We start from the raw sequence: 17147 nt of genomic DNA, 5'->3' as shown, positions 1-17147 counted from the left end.
CTGACCAGATGGTCAAAAATGACGGAACCGCTTGAATGGCCGAGGCAAACGCCGCCAGACTGACGACCCACGTTCTCGATACGATGCACGGTCGTCCCGCCGCCGGCATGCGGATCGACCTCGTCCGCCGCGAGGGCGGATCGCAAACTCCGCTGAAGTCCGTCACCACCAACGAGGACGGCCGGGTGGACGGGCCGCTGCTCGTCGGCGAGGAAATGGCGCAGGGCTCTTACGAGCTGGTCTTCCACGTCGCTGACTATTTTCGCGGCCTCGGCGTCGCGCTGCCCGAACCGGCCTTCCTCGACATCGTCCCGATCCGCTTCGGCATCGCCGAGCCGGCGCATTATCATGTGCCGCTGCTCGTCTCCCCTTACGCTTATTCGACCTATCGGGGGAGCTGATGACCGACACCGCGACCCGACCGGCCGAGCCTGCGATCCGCCCGATCCGCTTCGTTCTCAACGGCGCCGAGCGGGAGGTTGCGGGCGTGTCGCCGACGACGACCCTGCTCGACTATCTGCGCGGCCCCGAGCGCCTCACCGGCACCAAGGAGGGCTGCGCCGAGGGCGATTGCGGCGCCTGCACCGTGCTTTTGTGCGAACATGACGGGGCCGGCGGCCTGACCCGCCGCTCGGTCAATGCCTGCATCCAGTTCCTGCCCGCCATGAACGGCCGGGCGATCGAGACCATCGAGCATATCGGCCGGAACGGACCGACGCCGCTGCAGACGGCGATGGTGGAGAACCATGCCAGCCAGTGCGGCTTCTGCACGCCGGGCTTCGTCATGCAGCTGCACGCCGGCTGGCTGACCGGGGCGCTCACCGACCGCCAGTCGGTGAAGGATGCGATTGCCGGCAATCTCTGCCGCTGCACCGGCTATGGCCCGATCATCGAGGCCGGGCTGGAAATCGCCGACGAACCGGTGCCGGACACGGGCGCAGAGGATGCGGCGCTGTCGGCGCGACTTGCGCAGCTCGAAGGCGAGGGGGTCTTTTCCTACGCATCTGACGGTCATCGCTGGTTTTCGCCGACCAGTGTCGACGAGCTCGCCGACACCTATGCCGCCCATCCCGATGCCGTTCTCGTCGCCGGGGCGACCGATATAGGGCTCTGGGTGACCAAGCAGTATCGCGAGCTGCCGCTTCTCATCGACATCAGCCACGTGCGCGATCTGAAGGTCATCGAGGAGGCGGCCGGCCGGGTCTATTTCGGCGCGGCGATCACCCATCGCGAGGCCCGCGAGGTGCTGGCCGGCATCCATCCCGATCTCGGCGAGATGCTGCGCCGCTTTGCCGGCACCCAGATCCGCAATGCCGGCACGCTCGGCGGCAACATCGCCAACGGCTCGCCGATCGGCGACCTGCCGCCCTGCCTGATCGCGCTGGGGGGGCGGATTTTCCTCAGGAAGGGCGACGATCTGCGCATCGTGGCGCTGGAGGATTTCTTCATCGAATACGGCAAGCAGGACAGGGCCATGGGCGAGTTCGTCGCCGCCATCGAGGTGCCGCGGCTCGCCGACAATCAGCGCTTCTTCGCCCATAAGATCTCCAAGCGCTTCGACAGCGATATCTCGGCGGTCATGGCGGCGTTTTGCCTGACCTTCGAGGCTTCGGGCGAGGACGTGATCGTCGCCGAGGCGCGGCTTGCATTCGGCGGCATGGCCGGCGTGCCGAAGCGGGCGAAGGCGGCGGAGGCAAAGCTCGTCGGCCGGCCGTTCGACGCTGATGCGGCCGCGGACGCGATGGCGGCAATGGCTGAGGATTTCTCGCCGCTCACCGACATGCGCGCTTCCAGCGAGTACCGGCTAAAGACGGCGCAGAACCTGTTGAAGCGGTTTCAGCTGGAACTCGCCGGCGAGGCGTCGGGGCGCATTGCCGGCATGGGCCCGGAAACCCTCGACATGGCCCCGATCGGCGGAGCTTCATGATGGACGAGACCCGCATCCAGGATCGCTCCGGCGCCGGCGAGCCGGGCATCGCCGAACTGAACGAGCGGCCACCGGGCCACGAAGCGCGGATCAGGGGCGGCGTTGCGACGCCGGCCGCCCATGACAGCGGCATGAAGCACGTCACGGGCGCGGCGCGCTATGGCGACGACGAGCCGGAACTGCCGGGAACGCTGCAGGTCTTCATCGCCATGTCGGCGCGCGCCCATGCGAAGATCGCGCGGCTCGACCTTGCGGCAGCTCGTGCCGCGCCGGGCGTCGCCGCCGTGCTGACCGCCGAGGACATCCCCGGCGAGAACGACTATTCGCCGGTCTTCGGCGACGATCCGATCTTCCCGCCGCTTCAGGGCGAGTGCGCCGTCGTCCAATATGTCGGCCAGCCGCTCTTTGCCGTGGCGGCCGAGACCGAGCTTCAGGCCCGCGCGGCGGCAAAGCTTGCCGTCGTCGACTATGAGGACCTGCCGGCGGCGATCTCCATCGACGCGGCGCTCGCCCATGCGGACGAAGCGGGCGAAGACCTGTTGCCGGCCTACGAGATGCGGCTCGGCGATGCCGCGTCCGCGCTCGAAGCCGCGCCGCTACGGGCAAGCGGCCGGGTCGAGGTCGGCGGGCAGGACCATTTCTATCTGGAAGGCCAGATCGCCACGGCCATTCCCATGGAGGACGGCGACGTTTTCGTGCGCTCTTCCACGCAGCACCCCTCGGAGGTCCAGCACAATGTCGCCAAGATGCTCGGCGTGCCTGATCACGCGGTGACGGTGGAGCTGAGGCGCATGGGCGGCGGCTTCGGCGGCAAGGAAAGCCAGCCGGCGCTGTTTGCGGCGGTCGCCGCGCTCGTTGCGGTGAAGACCGGCCGCCCGGCGAAATGCCGGCTCGACCGCGACGACGACATGGAGATGACCGGCAAGCGCCATGAGACGCGGATCGACTACGATCTCGGCTTTGCCGAAGACGGGACGATCCTCGCCGCCGATTTCGAGCATTGTGTCCGCTGCGGCTATTCCCGCGATCTGTCGGCCGCCATCGCCGACCGGGCGATGTTTCACGCCGACAACGCCTATGATCTGAAAGCCGCACGCATCCATTCCCGGCGGCTGAAGACCCATACCGTGTCGAACACCGCCTTCCGGGGCTTCGGCGGGCCGCAGGGGATGGTCGGCATCGAGCGGGCGATGGACGAGATCGCCTTTCTGACAGGCGTCGATCCCCTGGATGTGCGCAAGCGCAACTTCTATCCGGCCATCGGCGAAGAGCCGGCGGTGACGCCCTATCACATGCCGGTCACCGACTGCGTCATCGCCGAGATCGTCGAGGAACTGGAAGCCTCGTCGGACTACCGGGCCCGCTGCGAGGCGGTGAAGGCGTTCAACGCCGGCAGTACGATCTTCAAGAAGGGACTGGCGCTGACGCCGGTGAAGTTCGGCATCTCCTTCACGACAACACATCTCAACCAGGCCGGCGCCCTCGTCCATGTCTACAAGGACGGCTCGGTGCATCTGAACCACGGCGGCACCGAGATGGGACAGGGGCTGTTCGTCAAGGTGGCCCAGGTCGTCGCCGAGGAGTTCCAGATCGATCTGGGCAAGGTGAAGATCACCGCGACGACGACGGCGAAAGTGCCCAACACCTCCGCGACGGCGGCCTCGTCGGGCTCCGACCTCAACGGCATGGCCGCGCTGAATGCGGCCCGCACGATCAAGGACCGGCTGATCGCCTTTGCTTCCGAGCGCTATCACGTACCGAAAGAGCAGGTGGTTTTCGAGGCGAACCGCGTGCGCATCGGCAACGACGAGAAGCGCTTTTCCGATCTCGTCGGCGAAGCCTATCTCGCGCGCATCTCGCTGTCCTCGACCGGCTTTTACGCCACGCCGGAGATCGACTACGACCGGGAAGCGGCGAGCGGCCGGCCCTTCTATTACTTCGCCTATGGCGCGGCCTGTTCGGAAGTCGTGATCGACACGCTGACCGGCGAATACCGGCTCTTGCGCGCCGACATCCTCCATGACGTCGGCAGGTCGCTCAATCCGGCGATCGACATGGGCCAGATCGAGGGTGGCTTCGTCCAGGGGATGGGCTGGCTGACGACGGAAGAGCTCTGGTGGGACGACAAGGGCCGGCTGAAGACCCACGCGCCCTCCACCTACAAGATCCCGACCTCCAACGACCGGCCGGACGATCTCAGGATCGCCATCTGGGACAAGGGCGAGAACCGCGCCGAGACCGTCTATCGTTCGAAAGCCGTCGGCGAACCGCCCTTCATGCTGGCGATCTCGGTATTCTCGGCGCTGACCGACGCGGTGTGTGCGGCCGGCAATGGACGGGCGTTTCCGCGCCTCGATGCCCCCGCGACGCCGGAAAGGGTGTTAATGGCGGTGGAGGATGTCAGGAGCCAGTAGCACGATGTCTGCACGGCCGACCCGGCAGAACCCGTCTGGACTGCCTCGATGACGGTACTATATATTGGTACTGATCTGCGATGAAGAAACGGCATCGGCGCACGCTCGATGCGCTTTTCGCGCGACCCGTGAGCGGGACGATCCGGTGGGACGATATCGAGGCCTTGCTGCTCGATCTGGGTGCGAAGATCGAAGAGCGGGCAGGTTCGAGGGTGGGTGTGATCCTGTTCGGCGAAATCCGCGTCTTTCATCGCCCGCATCCGTCCCCGGAAACCGACAAAGGTGCGGTCGTGTCGATCAGGAAATGGCTCGAATCGAACGGGGTGAGGCCGTCATGAACAATGTGATGGAAATCGACGGTCAGAAGGCGGTTGTCACCTTTGATCCGGAGATCGGGATGTTTCGCGGAGAATTCGTGAATCTCAGTGGTGGAGCGGATTTTTATGCCACGAGCGTCGATGGACTGAAGGAGGAAGGACGTCTTTCCTTGAAGACCTATCTCGAAATGTGCGCCGAAAACGGCATCGAGCCATTCCGCGGTTTTTCCGGAAAGTTCAACGTTCGGATCGAAGCGGACCTGCATGCCGCCGCCGTGACTGCGGCGAAGGCCCAGCAGAAGAGCCTCAATGAATGGGTTGGAGAGGCGATCGAACGTGCGGCACGGGATGAATGAGAGGCAGGCGTGGGCGCAATGACAAAGTCTCCTGGCTTGTCGACCAAGCCCGCTCGAGCGTTCCAAGCCGGTGCCGGGGAGGACCGATTGACGTGACGGCGCCCAGCCACCCCCCTCTGTCCTGCCGGACATCTCCCCCACAAGGGGGGAGATTGGGCGCGGCATCGTTTCCGCCTTTTTCTCAGACGTCTATGCCTCGACGAGCGCCGGATTCCAGGTGGCGGCGGTTTCGCGAGATCGATCTCCCCCCTCGTGGGGGAGATGTCCGGCAGGGCAGAGCGGGGCGTGCCGAGGCGCGGACATTCGGCTGTCATGACCTCTTTCGTCATCGGAAAAGATCAGGCACCGAACGGGCCACGCCCCGATGACCCTTGTCGCTGTCGCTCGCCGCTCTCTCGACACGTCCGAAACCGCCATCCTCGTGACCGTCGAGACGGCTCTCGGCTCCACCCCCCGCGAGGCCGGGGCGCGTATGCTGGTGACGGCAGAGAGGGTCGCCGGAACGATCGGCGGCGGGCGGCTGGAGTTCGACGCGATCGACACGGCGCGGCGGATGATCGGGAACGGCGAGGTCCATGCGACGTCCGACGTGCCCCTCGGGCCTGAAATCGGCCAGTGCTGCGGCGGGCGGGTGAACCTGTCCTTCCGCCGGCTCGACGGGGCGCTGCTGGCCGAGATCGCGCTCGAAGACGAGCGCCAGCGAAGCGCTCTTCCCGCCGTCCTGATCTTCGGCGCCGGCCATACGGGCCGCGCGCTCGCCACTGCTCTCGCGCCGCTTCCGCTTGCCGTCAGTCTCGTCGATTCGCGGCCCGAGACTCTCGTCGACATCGCGGAACCCGTGCGATGCATCGCCGCAGCCCTGCCGGAATCCCTCGTCGCCGACGCACCGCCGGGCGCCGCCTATGTCGTCATGACCCACGACCATTCGCTGGATTTCCTCGTCGCTTCCGCAGCGCTTGCGCGAGCCGACGCCGCCTATGTCGGAATGATCGGTTCGGCCACCAAGCGCCAGCGCTTTCGCCGCCATCTCGCCGAGGAGGGGCGAGAATCCGGTGCCGCTCGGCTGACATTGCCGATCGGCGGGGCCGCGCTTCGCGACAAGCGACCCGAGGTCATCGCCGCGCTGACGGCGGCCGAGATCGTCACATGCCTGTTAAAACGTCAGGAATAATCCCTGCCGTGATGCTTGGCAGGGGGGCGTTGCGGATGCCATACTCGAATCGGGTCGGATGATCGGGCAGAGGTCGGGATTGATGACAGCGAAGGCGGCTGCGCCACGTCTGGAACTCAAGGGCATTTCCAAGCGCTTTCCCGGCGTGGTTGCGAACGATCAGGTCTCCTTTGCGGTGCCCGCCGGCACGATCCACGCTCTCCTGGGGGAAAACGGCGCCGGCAAATCGACGCTCGTCAAGATCATCTACGGCGTCCAGAGCGCCGACGAGGGCGCGATCGTCTTCGACGGAAATCTTGTGCAGATCGGCTCGCCGAAGGAGGCGCGGGCGCTCGGTATCGGCATGGTGTTCCAGCATTTCTCGCTGTTCGAGGCGATGACGGTGCTGGAGAATATCGCGCTCGGCATGGACGATCCGCCACCGCGCCGGCAGCTGGAAGCCAGGGTGCGCGAGGTGCTGGACAGCTACGGCCTGTCGCTCGATCCGCATCGATATGTGCACACGCTCTCGGTCGGCGAGCGCCAGCGGATCGAGATCGTCCGCGCGCTGCTGCAGGAGCCCAGGCTCCTGATCATGGACGAGCCGACTTCGGTGCTGACGCCGCAGGAGGTGGAGGAGCTGTTCAAGACGCTGTGGCGGCTGGCGAATGAGGGCTGCTCGATCCTCTATATTTCCCACAAGCTGCACGAGATCGAGGTCCTGTGCGAATCCGCCACCATCTTGCGCGGCGGCAAGGTCGTGGGAAGCTGCGATCCGCGGCGGGAATCGGCGAAGTCGATGGCGGAAATGATGATCGGCGGCAGCCTGAAGGATCTGTCCGACAAGTCGGACTGCTCCTATGGCGAGGATCGCTTCACTGTTTCCGGGCTTTCGGCGCCGGGCGAGCCCCCCTTCGGTACGAGCCTGAAGGACGTGTCGTTTTCCGTGCGCTCGGGCGAGATCTTCGGCATCGCCGGCGTCGCCGGCAACGGCCAGAATGAGCTTCTCGCGGTGATCTCCGGCGAGACGCAGGCCGGCGTCACCGGCTCGATCCGTCTGGAAGGCAGGGAACTTTCACAGCTCTCGGTCGGCGCGCGGCGCAAGGCCGGGCTTGCGAGTTCACCGGAAGAACGCAACGGCCACGCCGCCGTGCCTGCCATGTCGCTCGCCGAAAACGCCATTCTGTCGGCGCGAAGCCGCATGGGCCTCGCCTCGGGCGGCGTCATCAAGGGCGGCGCGGCGAAGGACTATGCGACGCGCGTGATCGAGGCCTTCTCGGTGAAGGCGACGGGGCCCGCCGCCGCCGCAGGCAGCCTTTCGGGCGGCAACCTGCAGAAATTCGTCATGGGCCGCGAGATCATGCAGAACCCGGCGGTCTTCGTCGTGTCCCAGCCGACCTGGGGCGTCGATGCGGGGGCCGCCTCCTTCATCCGCCAGGCGATGATCGATCTCGTCGCCAAGGGGGCGTCCGTCGTCGTGGTCAGCCAGGATCTCGACGAATTGCTGGAGCTCTGCGACCGCCTTGCGGTGATCAACGAGGGGCGGCTGTCCGAGGCGATGGATGTCAAGGGCATCGACATCGAAAAGGTCGGCTTGCTGATGGGCGGCGTACACGGGTCCGAGATCGACGGGGCCGGCGCAGGCCGCGCCGCCGATCCCTCGCACGCCCCCGCGAAGAGGCCGGAGCCTGCGCTGTGAGCCTGTTGCGGATGGAACCCCGGCGGCAGGAAAGCCGCGCCATGATGCTGGCCGCGCCGGTGATCGCCGTCGCGCTGACGCTCGTCGTCGGGGCCGTCCTCTTCACGCTTCTCGGCCATGACGGATTGGGCGCGATCCTCGAGATCTTCGTCAAGCCGCTGTTCAATCCCTATCGCTGGCAGGACCTCCTGGTGAAGGCCGCACCGCTGGCGATGATCGCCACCGGGCTTGCCATCGGCTTTCGCGCCAATGTGTGGAACATCGGGGCCGAGGGGCAATACATTCTCGGCGGCCTTGCCGGAACAGGCATCGCGCTTGCCACCCTCGACATGTCGGGAGGCTGGATCCTGCCGCTGATGCTTCTCGCCGGCATCGTCGGTGGCATGGCCTGGGCGGCGATCCCGGCGGTGCTGAAGACGACGCTCGGGGTCAACGAGATCCTGTCGAGCCTGATGCTCAATTACGTCGCGATCCAGCTTCTGTATTATCTGATGCGCGGTCCCTGGAAGGACCCGATGGGGTTCAACTTCCCGCAGACGGCGATGTTCACCGCCGATCAGACCCTGCCGATGGTCGTGCCGGGAACCCTGATCCATCTCGGTGTGCCGCTGGCCGTGGCGGTCGCGCTCACCGCCTTCTTCGTCATGACGCGGACGATCACCGGCTTCCAGATGCGGGTCGTCGGCCTTGCACCCAAGGCGGCGGCCTTCGGGGGCTTCGGCGCCGCCTCGACGGTGTGGATCGCGCTGATGGCGGGCGGGGGGCTCGCCGGCTTTGCCGGCATCCTGGAAGCCTCCGGTCCGTTCGGCCAGATGGTGCCGCAATTTCCGACGGGCTATGGCTATACAGCGATCATTGTCGCCTTTCTCGGCCGGCTGAACCCGCTCGGCATCCTGTTGGCTGCGATGGTTCTGGCGCTGACCTATGTCGGCGGCGAGAGCGCTCAGACGACGATCGGTCTGCCATCGGCGGCGACCGGCGTCTTCCAGGCGATGATGCTGTTCTTCCTGCTCGCCACCGACATTCTGGTGCGATACCGGGTGGTCTCCGGCCGCGCCGCGCCAAAGACGGCCCGCGCTCCGGGCAAGGCGGAAGCCGAGGCGAAGTCCGGAGCCAAGACAGGCGAGACGAAGGTGGTGACGGCATGAGTCTGGACCTTCTCGTCGCCATCCTGATGACCATCGCGGGTGCGGCGACGCCGCTCCTGATCGCCGGTCTCGGCGAGCTCGTCGTCGAAAAGTCCGGTGTCCTCAATCTCGGCGTCGAGGGCATGATGCTGATCGGCGCGGTCACCGGCTTCGCGGTCGCCACGACCACGGGCTTTCCCGTTCTCGGGGCCTTCGCGGCGATGGTCGCGGCGGCGCTCGCCTCGGCGATCTTCGCCGTCCTCGTCCTGACGCTGATGGCCAATCAGGTGGCGACGGGGCTCGCCCTGACGATCTTCGGCACCGGCGTCTCGGCGCTGATCGGCGCGCCCTTCGTCGGTATCACCACGCCGACGCTCGGGACCATCTTCCCCGATTGGCTCACCTCCACGCCGCTCCTTCGCCTCGTCTTCGGCCATTCGCCGCTGGTCTATCTCGGCCTTCTCCTGACCCTCGGCGTCTGGTGGTTCCTCAACCGCTCGCGCGCCGGACTGATCCTTCGCGCGGTCGGCGAATCCGACACCGCCGCCCATGCCATCGGCTATCCGGTGTTGAAGGTCAGATATCTCGCCATTTTGTTCGGCGGGGCGATGGCCGGTCTCGCCGGTTCCTACTACTCGCTGGTGCTGACGCCGATGTGGGCCGAGCGGCTGACCGCCGGGCGGGGCTGGATCGCCATCGCCCTCGTCGTCTTCGCCTCCTGGCGGCCGGGGCGCATGCTCGCCGGCGCCTATCTCTTCGGCCTCGTCATCACCATGGAGCTGCAGGCCAAGGCCGCCGGCTTCAACATGTTCGCGCCCGAGTTCCTCGCCGCGCTCCCCTACATCGCGACGATCGCCGTTCTCGCGATCATTTCCGCCGCCAAGCGCGGAAGCGCCAATGCACCGGCCTGTCTTGGAAAATCCTTCCGGGCGACGGCCTGATTTGATCCAACGCATGAACAGGAGACATTCGATGTTCGCTCTTTCCCGACGCAAGCTTCTCGCCGCGGGCGCCGCCTTCGGCCTGGCGGCGACGTCCATCGCCCCGGCCTTCGCCCAGGACGGCGAAGGCAAGGACAAGGTCAAGGCAGCCTTCGTCTATGTCGGCCCGGTCGGCGATTTCGGCTGGACCTACGCCCACGACCAGGCCCGCAAGTGCCTGGAGAAGAACCTCGGCGACAAGGTGGAAACCAGCTATGTCGAGAACGTCGCGGAAGGCCCCGACGCCGAGCGCGTCATTCGCCAGCTTGCCCAGGACGGCAACGACATCGTCTTCACCACCTCCTTCGGCTTCATGAACCCGACCATCAAGGTGGCCAAGCAGTTCCCGAACGTGAAATTCGAGCACGCCACCGGCTATACCACCGGCGGCAACGACAACATGGGCCTCTACAATTCCAAGTTCTATCAGGGCCGCGCCGTCCTCGGGACGATCGCGGCGATGATGTCGAAGACCGGCAAGGCCGGCTATGTCGCCTCCTTCCCGATCCCGGAAGTCGTCATGGGCATCAACGCCTTCGAACTCGCCGCCAAGAAGGTCAATCCGGACTTCAAGACCCAGGTCGTCTGGGTGAACTCCTGGTATGATCCGGCCAAGGAAGCCGACGCCACCAAGGCGCTGCTCTCTCAGGGCGCCGACGTGATCACTCAGCATACGGACTCGCCCGCTCCGCTGCAGGCGGCCGAAGAGGCCGGCGCCATTGCCTTCGGCCAGGCCTGGAACATGGAGAGCTTCGCGCCGAACGCCCACATGACCGCGATCGTCGATCAGTGGTGCCCCTACTACACCAAACGCGTCCAGGCGCTGCTCGACGGCACCTGGAAGGCCGACAATGTCTGGCTCGGCATGGCCGAGGGCGAGGTCGAGATGGCCCCGTTCAACGACAAGATGCCCGCCGACGTGAAGGCCGCCGCCCAGAAGATCGTCGACGAGACCAAGGCCGGCACCTACGAGGTCTTCACCGGCCCGATCAAGGACCAGTCCGGCGAGGTGAAGATCCCCGAAGGCGAGAAGATCCCCGACGAAGACCTCCTGAAGATGGACTGGTACGTCGAGGGCGTGCAGAGCTGAGGCTCGGCGCTTCTCCTCCCACCTCGTCATCCTCGGGCCCCGTCCCGAGGATCCAGGGGAACGTGGGCTCGAACGAACTTAAAGTCCTGACTCTGAGCTGCGCAGGTCTCAGCCCGCGCAGCGAACGATCGGACAAGAACTGGATCCTCGGGACGGGGCCCGAGGATGACGGTCGCGAGAGTGTTGCCGTCAGTGCCTGAAGGCTGCGACCTCCGCAAAAGAGGTGTCAGCCGCACAGCGCCGTTTACGCCAAGGACCCGACGCCCGCATGTGGACATACCTTTCCGAATGGCTGCAGTTCGCGGTGCGCTGGGTGCATGTGATCACCGCCATCGCCTGGGTCGGGTCGTCCTTTTATTTCATCGCCCTCGATCTCGGCCTTCGCCGCCGGCGCGAGCTGCCGCATGGGGTGGCGGGGGAGGCCTGGCAGGTCCATGGCGGCGGCTTCTACAACATGCAGAAATATACGCTGGCGCCCGACGAACTGCCCGACGAGCTGACCTGGTTCAAATGGGAGAGCTATGCCACCTGGCTTTCGGGCGCGGCGCTCCTGTTTCTCGTCTACTACCTCCATGCCGATCTCTTCCTGATCGACCCGGGTGTCGCCGATCTGCCGGTCTGGGGCGCGACGCTGATCGGTATCGCCGGGCTCGGTCTCGGCTGGGTGGTCTATGATCTCCTGTGCAAGTCGCCCCTCAAGAACAACGACACGGCGCTTCTCGCCATCCTCTTCGTCTATGTCGTTCTTTCCAGCTACCTGTTCGCCCAGGTCTTTTCCGGCCGGGGCGCGATGCTCCACACCGGCGCCCTGATCGCGACGATCATGACCGCCAACGTCTTCTTCCTGATCATTCCCAACCAGAAGATCGTCGTCGCCGACCTCAAGGTCGGCAAGACGCCGGACCCGGCGCTCGGCAAGGCGGCCAAGCAGCGCTCGCTGCACAACAACTATCTGACCCTGCCGGTCATCTTCCTGATGCTCTCGAACCATTATCCGCTGGCCTTCGCCACCGAGTGGAACTGGGTGATCGCCGGCATCGTCCTGATCATCGGCGCGGTGATCCGGCATTTCTTCAACACCATGCATGCGACGGGCGAAAAGCCCTGGTGGTGCTGGGCCTTTGCGGGCGTGTTGTTTCTCATCGTCATCACGCTGTCGGGTGCGCCGGGCTGGCGCAGCGGCCCGGCGGAGGCGGAGGCGGAGACGACCAAGCGCGAATGGACCGCCGATCCGCAATATGCCCTCGCCAACTCGCCGCATTTCGAGGAAGCGGAATCGATCATCGTCTCGCGTTGCTCCATGTGCCACGCGAAAGAGCCGTTGTGGCCCGGCATGACCCACCCGCCGAAGAACATCGCGCTCGAGACCTCGGACGAGGTCGTCCACTACGCCGCGCTGATCGAGCGTCAGGCCGTACGCAGCCATGCCATGCCGCCCGGCAACGTGTCGGGCCTCGAGCCGGCCGAACGCGAGCTTCTCGCCCGCTGGCTCGCCGACGGCAAGGCGCCGGGCCTTGGCAAGGGATTGTGAGCAAAAGGCTGGGCCGGATGCCGCGACGGCGCTATGATTGAGCCGATGACAGGCAGAACCGGCACTCTCGCAATCCGTGGGCGGCTCCTATCCTTCGACGCGGATCCCGCCGTCGAGGGCGAGGCGCCGTCTGTCCGCTTCATCGAGGACGGCATCGTCGTCATCCGGGACGGGATCATCGTCGAAGTCGGCGAGGGGCCGGTCGTCGCGCGGCGGCTCGAAGCCGGCATCGCCGTGATCGATCACCGGCCGCATCTCGTCATGCCCGGCTTCATCGACCCGCATCTTCATCTGCCGCAGACCCAGGTCATCGCCTCCTATGGCCAGGAGCTGATGGAGTGGCTGGCGAAATACACCTTTCCCGAAGAGCTTCGCTACGGCGATTCCGCTGTTTCGGAGGAAGCGTCGCGCTTCCTTCTCGATACGCTGGCGGCGAACGGCACGACCACGGCGGCAGCCTATTGCACCAGCCATCAGGTGAGCGCCGAGGCGTTTTTCACGGAGGCCGACCGGCGGGGCCTTCGAATGCTCGCCGGCAAGGTGATGATGGACCGCAATGCTCCGCCTGGTCTCCTCGATACGCCGCAGAGCGGCTACGATCAGACCAAGGAACTGATCGAGACCTTTCATGGGCGCGGCCGGCTCGAGGTGGCGATCACCCCGCGCTTCGCCCCGACCTCCAGCGAAGCCCAGCTCGACGCCGCCAAAGCGCTCGCCGCCGAATATCCCGGCCTGCCGATCCAGACCCATCTGTCGGAAAACAAAGCTGAAATCGCCTTCGTCGCCGAGGCCTTTCCGTGGTCGAAGGACTATACCGATGTCTATGAGCGCTACGGTCTCGTCCGCCCGCGTGCGCTTTTCGGCCATTGCATCCACCTCTCCGATCGCGAGCGCTCGGCGCTGGCGGACAAGGGCGCGTCGGCGATCTTCTGCCCGACGTCGAACCTGTTTCTCGGCTCCGGCCTTTATGATCTGGCGGCATCGCGCGCCGTCGGCCTTTCGACCGGCATCGCCACCGATATCGGCGGCGGCACGTCCTATTCCATGCTGACGACCGCGGCCGAGGGCTACAAGGTGCTGGCGCTGAAGGGCCAGAAGCTGCGGGCCTTCGAGGCGTTTCACATGCTGACGGCCGGCAATGCCGCGGCGATGGGGATCGGCGACAAGGTCGGCCGGCTTGAGAAAGGCTACGAGGCGGATCTCGTCGTCCTCGACACGCACTCGACCGCGCCATTGCGCCGGCGCATGGAGCGGGTGCAGTCGCTTTCCGAAGAGCTCTTCGCGCTGATGATCCTCGGCGACGAACGCGCCACCGTCGCGACCTATGCGATGGGGCGCAAGATCTACGACCGCTATCACGCCGGCCACCGGCCGCTCGCGCCCAAGCTCGATCAGGCGCCCGTGACGAAAGGCTTGCAGGCGGGAGAGAGCGCTCAGTAGTTTACGCTGTAGCGGGGTTGCCGTCGTGACGCTCGCGTTCGGCGTCGATTTCGCCGAATGTCTTTAGATCGTGGGGCGAATAATGGAAAAAATCCTTTAGGAGATTTTCCTTGGTGCCGATCTTGAACAAAGCCGACTTGTCCGGACGGCCGAAACTGTCCTGGACTGCATTGTACGCGATCGCATTGACGATGTGATAAGTTGGCGGCTCCTCACCGTAAAAAGTCGCCATTTCGCTTTCTATCTCGGCAGCAAGCCGTTCGGGATCGTCTCCCGATCGCTCCGTTTTCGCCATGAGCCCATAGAACCTCGCTTGGAACATGGCATGGTCGCGCGCTCGTCCGCCAAAGTTGAACACGAGTTGCAGCCCGCCGACGAGAGCGACAAGAAAGCCGAAAATCAGGCTGGGCATATCGTCGCCAAATGTTTTCGCTGCCACCTGGGCGACGCTAGCCGCACCAAGCAACAACACGGAGAGATTGGCAAAGCGCTCACATCGCTCGAAAAATTGCCTGCGCATGGAGTGGTACACGCCATTGCGCATGGCGCGCATTCGTGTCTTCTCGATGGACGATAGTTCGCTCATGGCCCTCATATAGGCATGGATTTCGCTTAATTACGATCTTTGGGCGGTCTGGGATCTGGAGGAAGGCGCCCAGAGTCGCGGTCTCGATTGATAATTTCGCGCGAGATGCGTCGTTGATTGGCCGGTGAAAGCGGCCCCTTATCTGTTCTGCCTAGCGGACGATCGCTAACTGGCGTTCGTCCGCTGCTTCCACCGCCTTTCCGCCTTTTGGCGGGCTTTTCGCCATCTCCAAACTCCACCCACCAGAGGTTGGAAGTCTCTGCGATGCATGTCGTTGCGTCAATGAGCTGAGTTGGGATTTGCCGCAATCTTTTATGCAGGCGCTCCTGAACTTCACCATGATTCGGGCGTTCTCGACTGGACATACAACCGCGTCCGCCTATCCCTTTAGCAAGTGCTCATGAGCTGCCATGGCGACATGGCGGTTACCACCCGACCCGATCCCTCGTCCTGGAAGGTTCGCGCATGTCCGACGTCGCAATGCAGCCGAAAAAGCCGCGAAAGGTCGCGAAAGCGAAGAACGACGACAGCGAGGCCCTGCTCCTTGCTCTTGCCGAAAATCGCGTCGCGATCGAGGGCGTCGCGCCCGAGATCGACGGCGGTCGGTTCGCGGTCAAGCGTGTCGTCGGCGAGCCATTGACCGTGTCGGCGGACATCTTCTGCGACGGACATGACGAGATCGACGCGGCGCTGATCTACGGGCCGGCGGAAGTCGATCCCTCGAAATGGTCGGAGGTGAAGTTCGCCTTCGTCGAGAACGACCGCTGGCAGGCGACGATCACCTTCGATCAGCCGGGGCCCTACCGCTATTCGATCATTGCGTGGCGCGATCTCTACGCGACGTGGCGCGACGAAGCCAAGAAGAAGCGCGACGCCGGCAAGCTGACCGATCTCGAGATCACCGAGGCGCGCGACCTCGTCAAGAAGGCGGCGGAATCCGGCCGTGGCACGAAACCCGAGCAAAAGGCGCTGGCAAAGCTCTTCGAGCGGCTGGAGAAGCATCAGGCCAAGGGCGACCTCGACGCCCAGTATGCGCTGATGGCCTCCGACGAGGCGGCAGGGATCCTGGAGGCGGCCGGTCACCGGACCAACCTTTCCCGCTATTCGGTCGACGTGCCGATCTGGGTCGATCGCGAGCGGGCGGCGTTTTCGGCGTGGTACGAGCTGTTTCCGCGATCGCAGTCGGGCGACGTCAATCGCCACGGCACCTTCGACGACGTCATCAGGCGTCTGCCCGACATTCAGGAGATGGGCTTCGACGTCCTGTATTTTCCGCCGATCCACCCGATCGGCAAGACCAACCGGAAGGGCCCGAACAACACCCTGACGCCGGGCCCTGACGATCCCGGCAGCCCCTATGCGATCGGTTCGAAGGACGGGGGCCATCTCGCCATCCATCCCGAGCTCGGCAGCTTCGACGATTTCCACCGGCTGATCGACGAGGCCAGGAAGCACGGCCTCGAAATCGCCCTCGACATCGCGCTCAACGCTTCACCGGACCATCCGTGGATCAAGGAACATCCCGAATGGTTCGACTGGAGGCCGGACGGCACGATCAAATATGCCGAGAATCCGCCGAAGCGCTACGAAGACATCGTCAACTTCCACTTCTATCGGGGCGCCTTGCCGTCGATCTGGTACGCCATGCGGGACATGTTCCTGCACTGGATGCAGCATGGGGTGAAGATCTTCCGGATCGACAACCCGCATACCAAGGCCTACCCGTTCTGGGAGTGGGTGATCGGCGAGGCGCGCAAGGTCGATCCGGGCGTCATCTTCCTCGCCGAGGCCTTCACCCGGCCGAAGGTGATGAAGCGTCTCGCCAAGCTCGGCTACAACCAGTCCTATTCCTATTTCACCTGGCGGAACGTGAAGTGGGAGCTGACGGAATATCTGACCGAGCTGACGACCGAAGAATGCGTCGAATACATGCGCGTCAATTTCTTCGTGAACACGCCGGACATCAACCCGCTCTACCTGCAGACCTCGGGCCGTCCCGGTTTCCAGACGCGGCTTGCGCTGGCGGCGACCCTTGCCGGCAATTACGGCGTCTATTCCGGCTTCGAGCTGTGCGAATTCCTGCCGATTCCGGGCAAGGAGGAATATCTCAACTCGGAGAAATTCCAGATCAGGGCCTTCGACTGGAAGGCGGAAGGCAACATCCGCGACGACATCGCCTTCTTCAACAAGCTGCGCAACGACGAAGCGGCGATGAAGGATTTCCGCTCGCTCGCCTTCTTCAACTTCTTCAACGAGCAGATCCTCTATTACGGCAAGCGGACGAAAGACCTCTCCTCCTATCTCCTCTTCATGGTGAATCTCGATCCCCATCACGGTCAGGGCGGGCATTTCGAGGTGCCGCTCTGGGAGTTCGGGCTGCCGGACGACGGCACGATCCATGCCACCGACCTGATGCGGGGCGAGAGCTTTGCCTGGACCGGGAAGGTCCAGCACTGGTGGCTGAATCCGCAAGATCGGCCATATGCCGTCTTCAAGCTCACGCGATAAGAACCAAGAACGCCGAAAGCGC

At 64.7% G+C, this 17147-nt stretch carries 14 protein-coding genes; 13 read left to right on the top strand and 1 reads right to left on the bottom strand.

Annotated elements, in window-relative coordinates; translation table 11 throughout:
- Positions 1-35: 35 nt before the first annotated feature.
- The 12 genes from uraH to guaD all read left to right on the top strand — a co-directional run bounded on the left by uraH (position 36) and on the right by guaD (position 14031).
- Positions 36-401 carry a hydroxyisourate hydrolase gene (gene uraH / locus J6595_RS19970; RefSeq protein WP_209597040.1) on the top strand — a complete coding sequence of 122 codons (366 nt, stop codon included), beginning with the start codon at positions 36-38 and terminating at the stop codon, positions 399-401.
- Positions 401-1927, top strand: a complete 1527-nt coding sequence (gene xdhA, locus J6595_RS19965) for a xanthine dehydrogenase small subunit (protein ID WP_209597038.1) — start codon at positions 401-403, stop codon at positions 1925-1927. Before uraH ends, xdhA begins: the two co-directional genes overlap by 1 nt.
- Positions 1927-4341, top strand: a complete 2415-nt coding sequence (gene xdhB / locus J6595_RS19960; protein WP_209597106.1) for a xanthine dehydrogenase molybdopterin binding subunit — start codon at positions 1927-1929, stop codon at positions 4339-4341. The genes xdhA and xdhB overlap by 1 nt, the downstream gene beginning before the upstream one ends.
- A 128-nt stretch (positions 4342-4469) precedes the next feature.
- Entirely contained in the window at positions 4470-4679 is a 210-nt protein-coding gene (locus J6595_RS19955; RefSeq protein ID WP_342453253.1) for a type II toxin-antitoxin system HicA family toxin, read from the top strand.
- Entirely contained in the window at positions 4676-5014 is a 339-nt protein-coding gene (locus J6595_RS19950; RefSeq protein ID WP_209597034.1) for a type II toxin-antitoxin system HicB family antitoxin, read from the top strand. Before J6595_RS19955 ends, J6595_RS19950 begins: the two co-directional genes overlap by 4 nt.
- Positions 5015-5378: 364 nt before the next feature.
- Positions 5379-6185, top strand: coding sequence for a xanthine dehydrogenase accessory protein XdhC (gene xdhC / locus J6595_RS19945; protein WP_209597031.1), 807 nt, complete (start codon positions 5379-5381; stop codon positions 6183-6185).
- Between the two features lie 82 nt (positions 6186-6267).
- The gene (locus J6595_RS19940; RefSeq protein WP_209597029.1) at positions 6268-7863 is read left to right on the top strand and encodes an ABC transporter ATP-binding protein; all 1596 of its coding nucleotides are present in this window, start codon (positions 6268-6270) and stop codon (positions 7861-7863) included.
- 41 nt (positions 7864-7904) lie between these two features.
- Complete coding sequence (locus J6595_RS19935) at positions 7905-9011, top strand: ABC transporter permease (protein ID WP_245198895.1); 1107 nt, start codon at positions 7905-7907, stop codon at positions 9009-9011.
- 2 nt (positions 9012-9013) lie between these two features.
- Complete coding sequence (locus tag J6595_RS19930) at positions 9014-9931, top strand: ABC transporter permease (RefSeq protein ID WP_209597102.1); 918 nt, start codon at positions 9014-9016, stop codon at positions 9929-9931.
- A gap of 31 nt (positions 9932-9962) precedes the next feature.
- On the top strand, positions 9963-11060 hold the full coding sequence (locus tag J6595_RS19925; protein ID WP_209597027.1) for a BMP family ABC transporter substrate-binding protein: 1098 nt from the start codon (positions 9963-9965) through the stop codon (positions 11058-11060).
- A gap of 268 nt (positions 11061-11328) precedes the next feature.
- Positions 11329-12591: a urate hydroxylase PuuD gene (locus tag J6595_RS19920; protein WP_209597025.1), complete on the top strand. Its 1263-nt coding sequence runs from the start codon at positions 11329-11331 to the stop codon at positions 12589-12591.
- Positions 12592-12636: 45 nt separating this feature from the next.
- The gene (gene guaD, locus J6595_RS19915) at positions 12637-14031 is read left to right on the top strand and encodes a guanine deaminase (RefSeq protein ID WP_209597023.1); all 1395 of its coding nucleotides are present in this window, start codon (positions 12637-12639) and stop codon (positions 14029-14031) included.
- Between the two features lies 1 nt (position 14032).
- On the opposite strand, the gene J6595_RS19910 is transcribed toward guaD, so the two are convergent.
- On the bottom strand, positions 14033-14617 hold the full coding sequence (locus tag J6595_RS19910; protein WP_209597021.1) for a hypothetical protein: 585 nt from the start codon (positions 14615-14617) through the stop codon (positions 14033-14035).
- A gap of 465 nt (positions 14618-15082) precedes the next feature.
- On the opposite strand from J6595_RS19910, the gene J6595_RS19905 reads away from it, so the two are divergent.
- Entirely contained in the window at positions 15083-17125 is a 2043-nt protein-coding gene (locus tag J6595_RS19905; protein WP_209597019.1) for an alpha-1,4-glucan--maltose-1-phosphate maltosyltransferase, read from the top strand.
- Positions 17126-17147: the final 22 nt, after the last annotated feature.

This window comes from Jiella mangrovi, from assembly GCF_017815135.1.
GTDB classification, from domain to species: domain Bacteria; phylum Pseudomonadota; class Alphaproteobacteria; order Rhizobiales; family Rhizobiaceae; genus Jiella; species Jiella mangrovi.
Note: the sequence above shows the minus strand (reverse complement) of the source record. Positions and strands in the feature narration are given on the sequence as shown.

Coding starts and splice junctions, on each gene's coding strand:
- J6595_RS19940 (WP_209597029.1), top strand. CDS start 6,268: ATGACAGCGAAGGCGGCTGCGCCACGTCTGGAACTCAAGGGCATTTCC.
- J6595_RS19950 (WP_209597034.1), top strand. CDS start 4,676: ATGAACAATGTGATGGAAATCGACGGTCAGAAGGCGGTTGTCACCTTT.
- J6595_RS19925 (WP_209597027.1), top strand. CDS start 9,963: ATGTTCGCTCTTTCCCGACGCAAGCTTCTCGCCGCGGGCGCCGCCTTC.
- guaD (WP_209597023.1), top strand. CDS start 12,637: ATGACAGGCAGAACCGGCACTCTCGCAATCCGTGGGCGGCTCCTATCC.
- J6595_RS19935 (WP_245198895.1), top strand. CDS start 7,905: ATGATGCTGGCCGCGCCGGTGATCGCCGTCGCGCTGACGCTCGTCGTC.
- xdhA (WP_209597038.1), top strand. CDS start 401: ATGACCGACACCGCGACCCGACCGGCCGAGCCTGCGATCCGCCCGATC.
- xdhC (WP_209597031.1), top strand. CDS start 5,379: ATGACCCTTGTCGCTGTCGCTCGCCGCTCTCTCGACACGTCCGAAACC.
- xdhB (WP_209597106.1), top strand. CDS start 1,927: ATGGACGAGACCCGCATCCAGGATCGCTCCGGCGCCGGCGAGCCGGGC.
- uraH (WP_209597040.1), top strand. CDS start 36: ATGGCCGAGGCAAACGCCGCCAGACTGACGACCCACGTTCTCGATACG.
- J6595_RS19920 (WP_209597025.1), top strand. CDS start 11,329: ATGTGGACATACCTTTCCGAATGGCTGCAGTTCGCGGTGCGCTGGGTG.
- J6595_RS19910 (WP_209597021.1), bottom strand. CDS start 14,617: ATGAGCGAACTATCGTCCATCGAGAAGACACGAATGCGCGCCATGCGC.
- J6595_RS19905 (WP_209597019.1), top strand. CDS start 15,083: ATGTCCGACGTCGCAATGCAGCCGAAAAAGCCGCGAAAGGTCGCGAAA.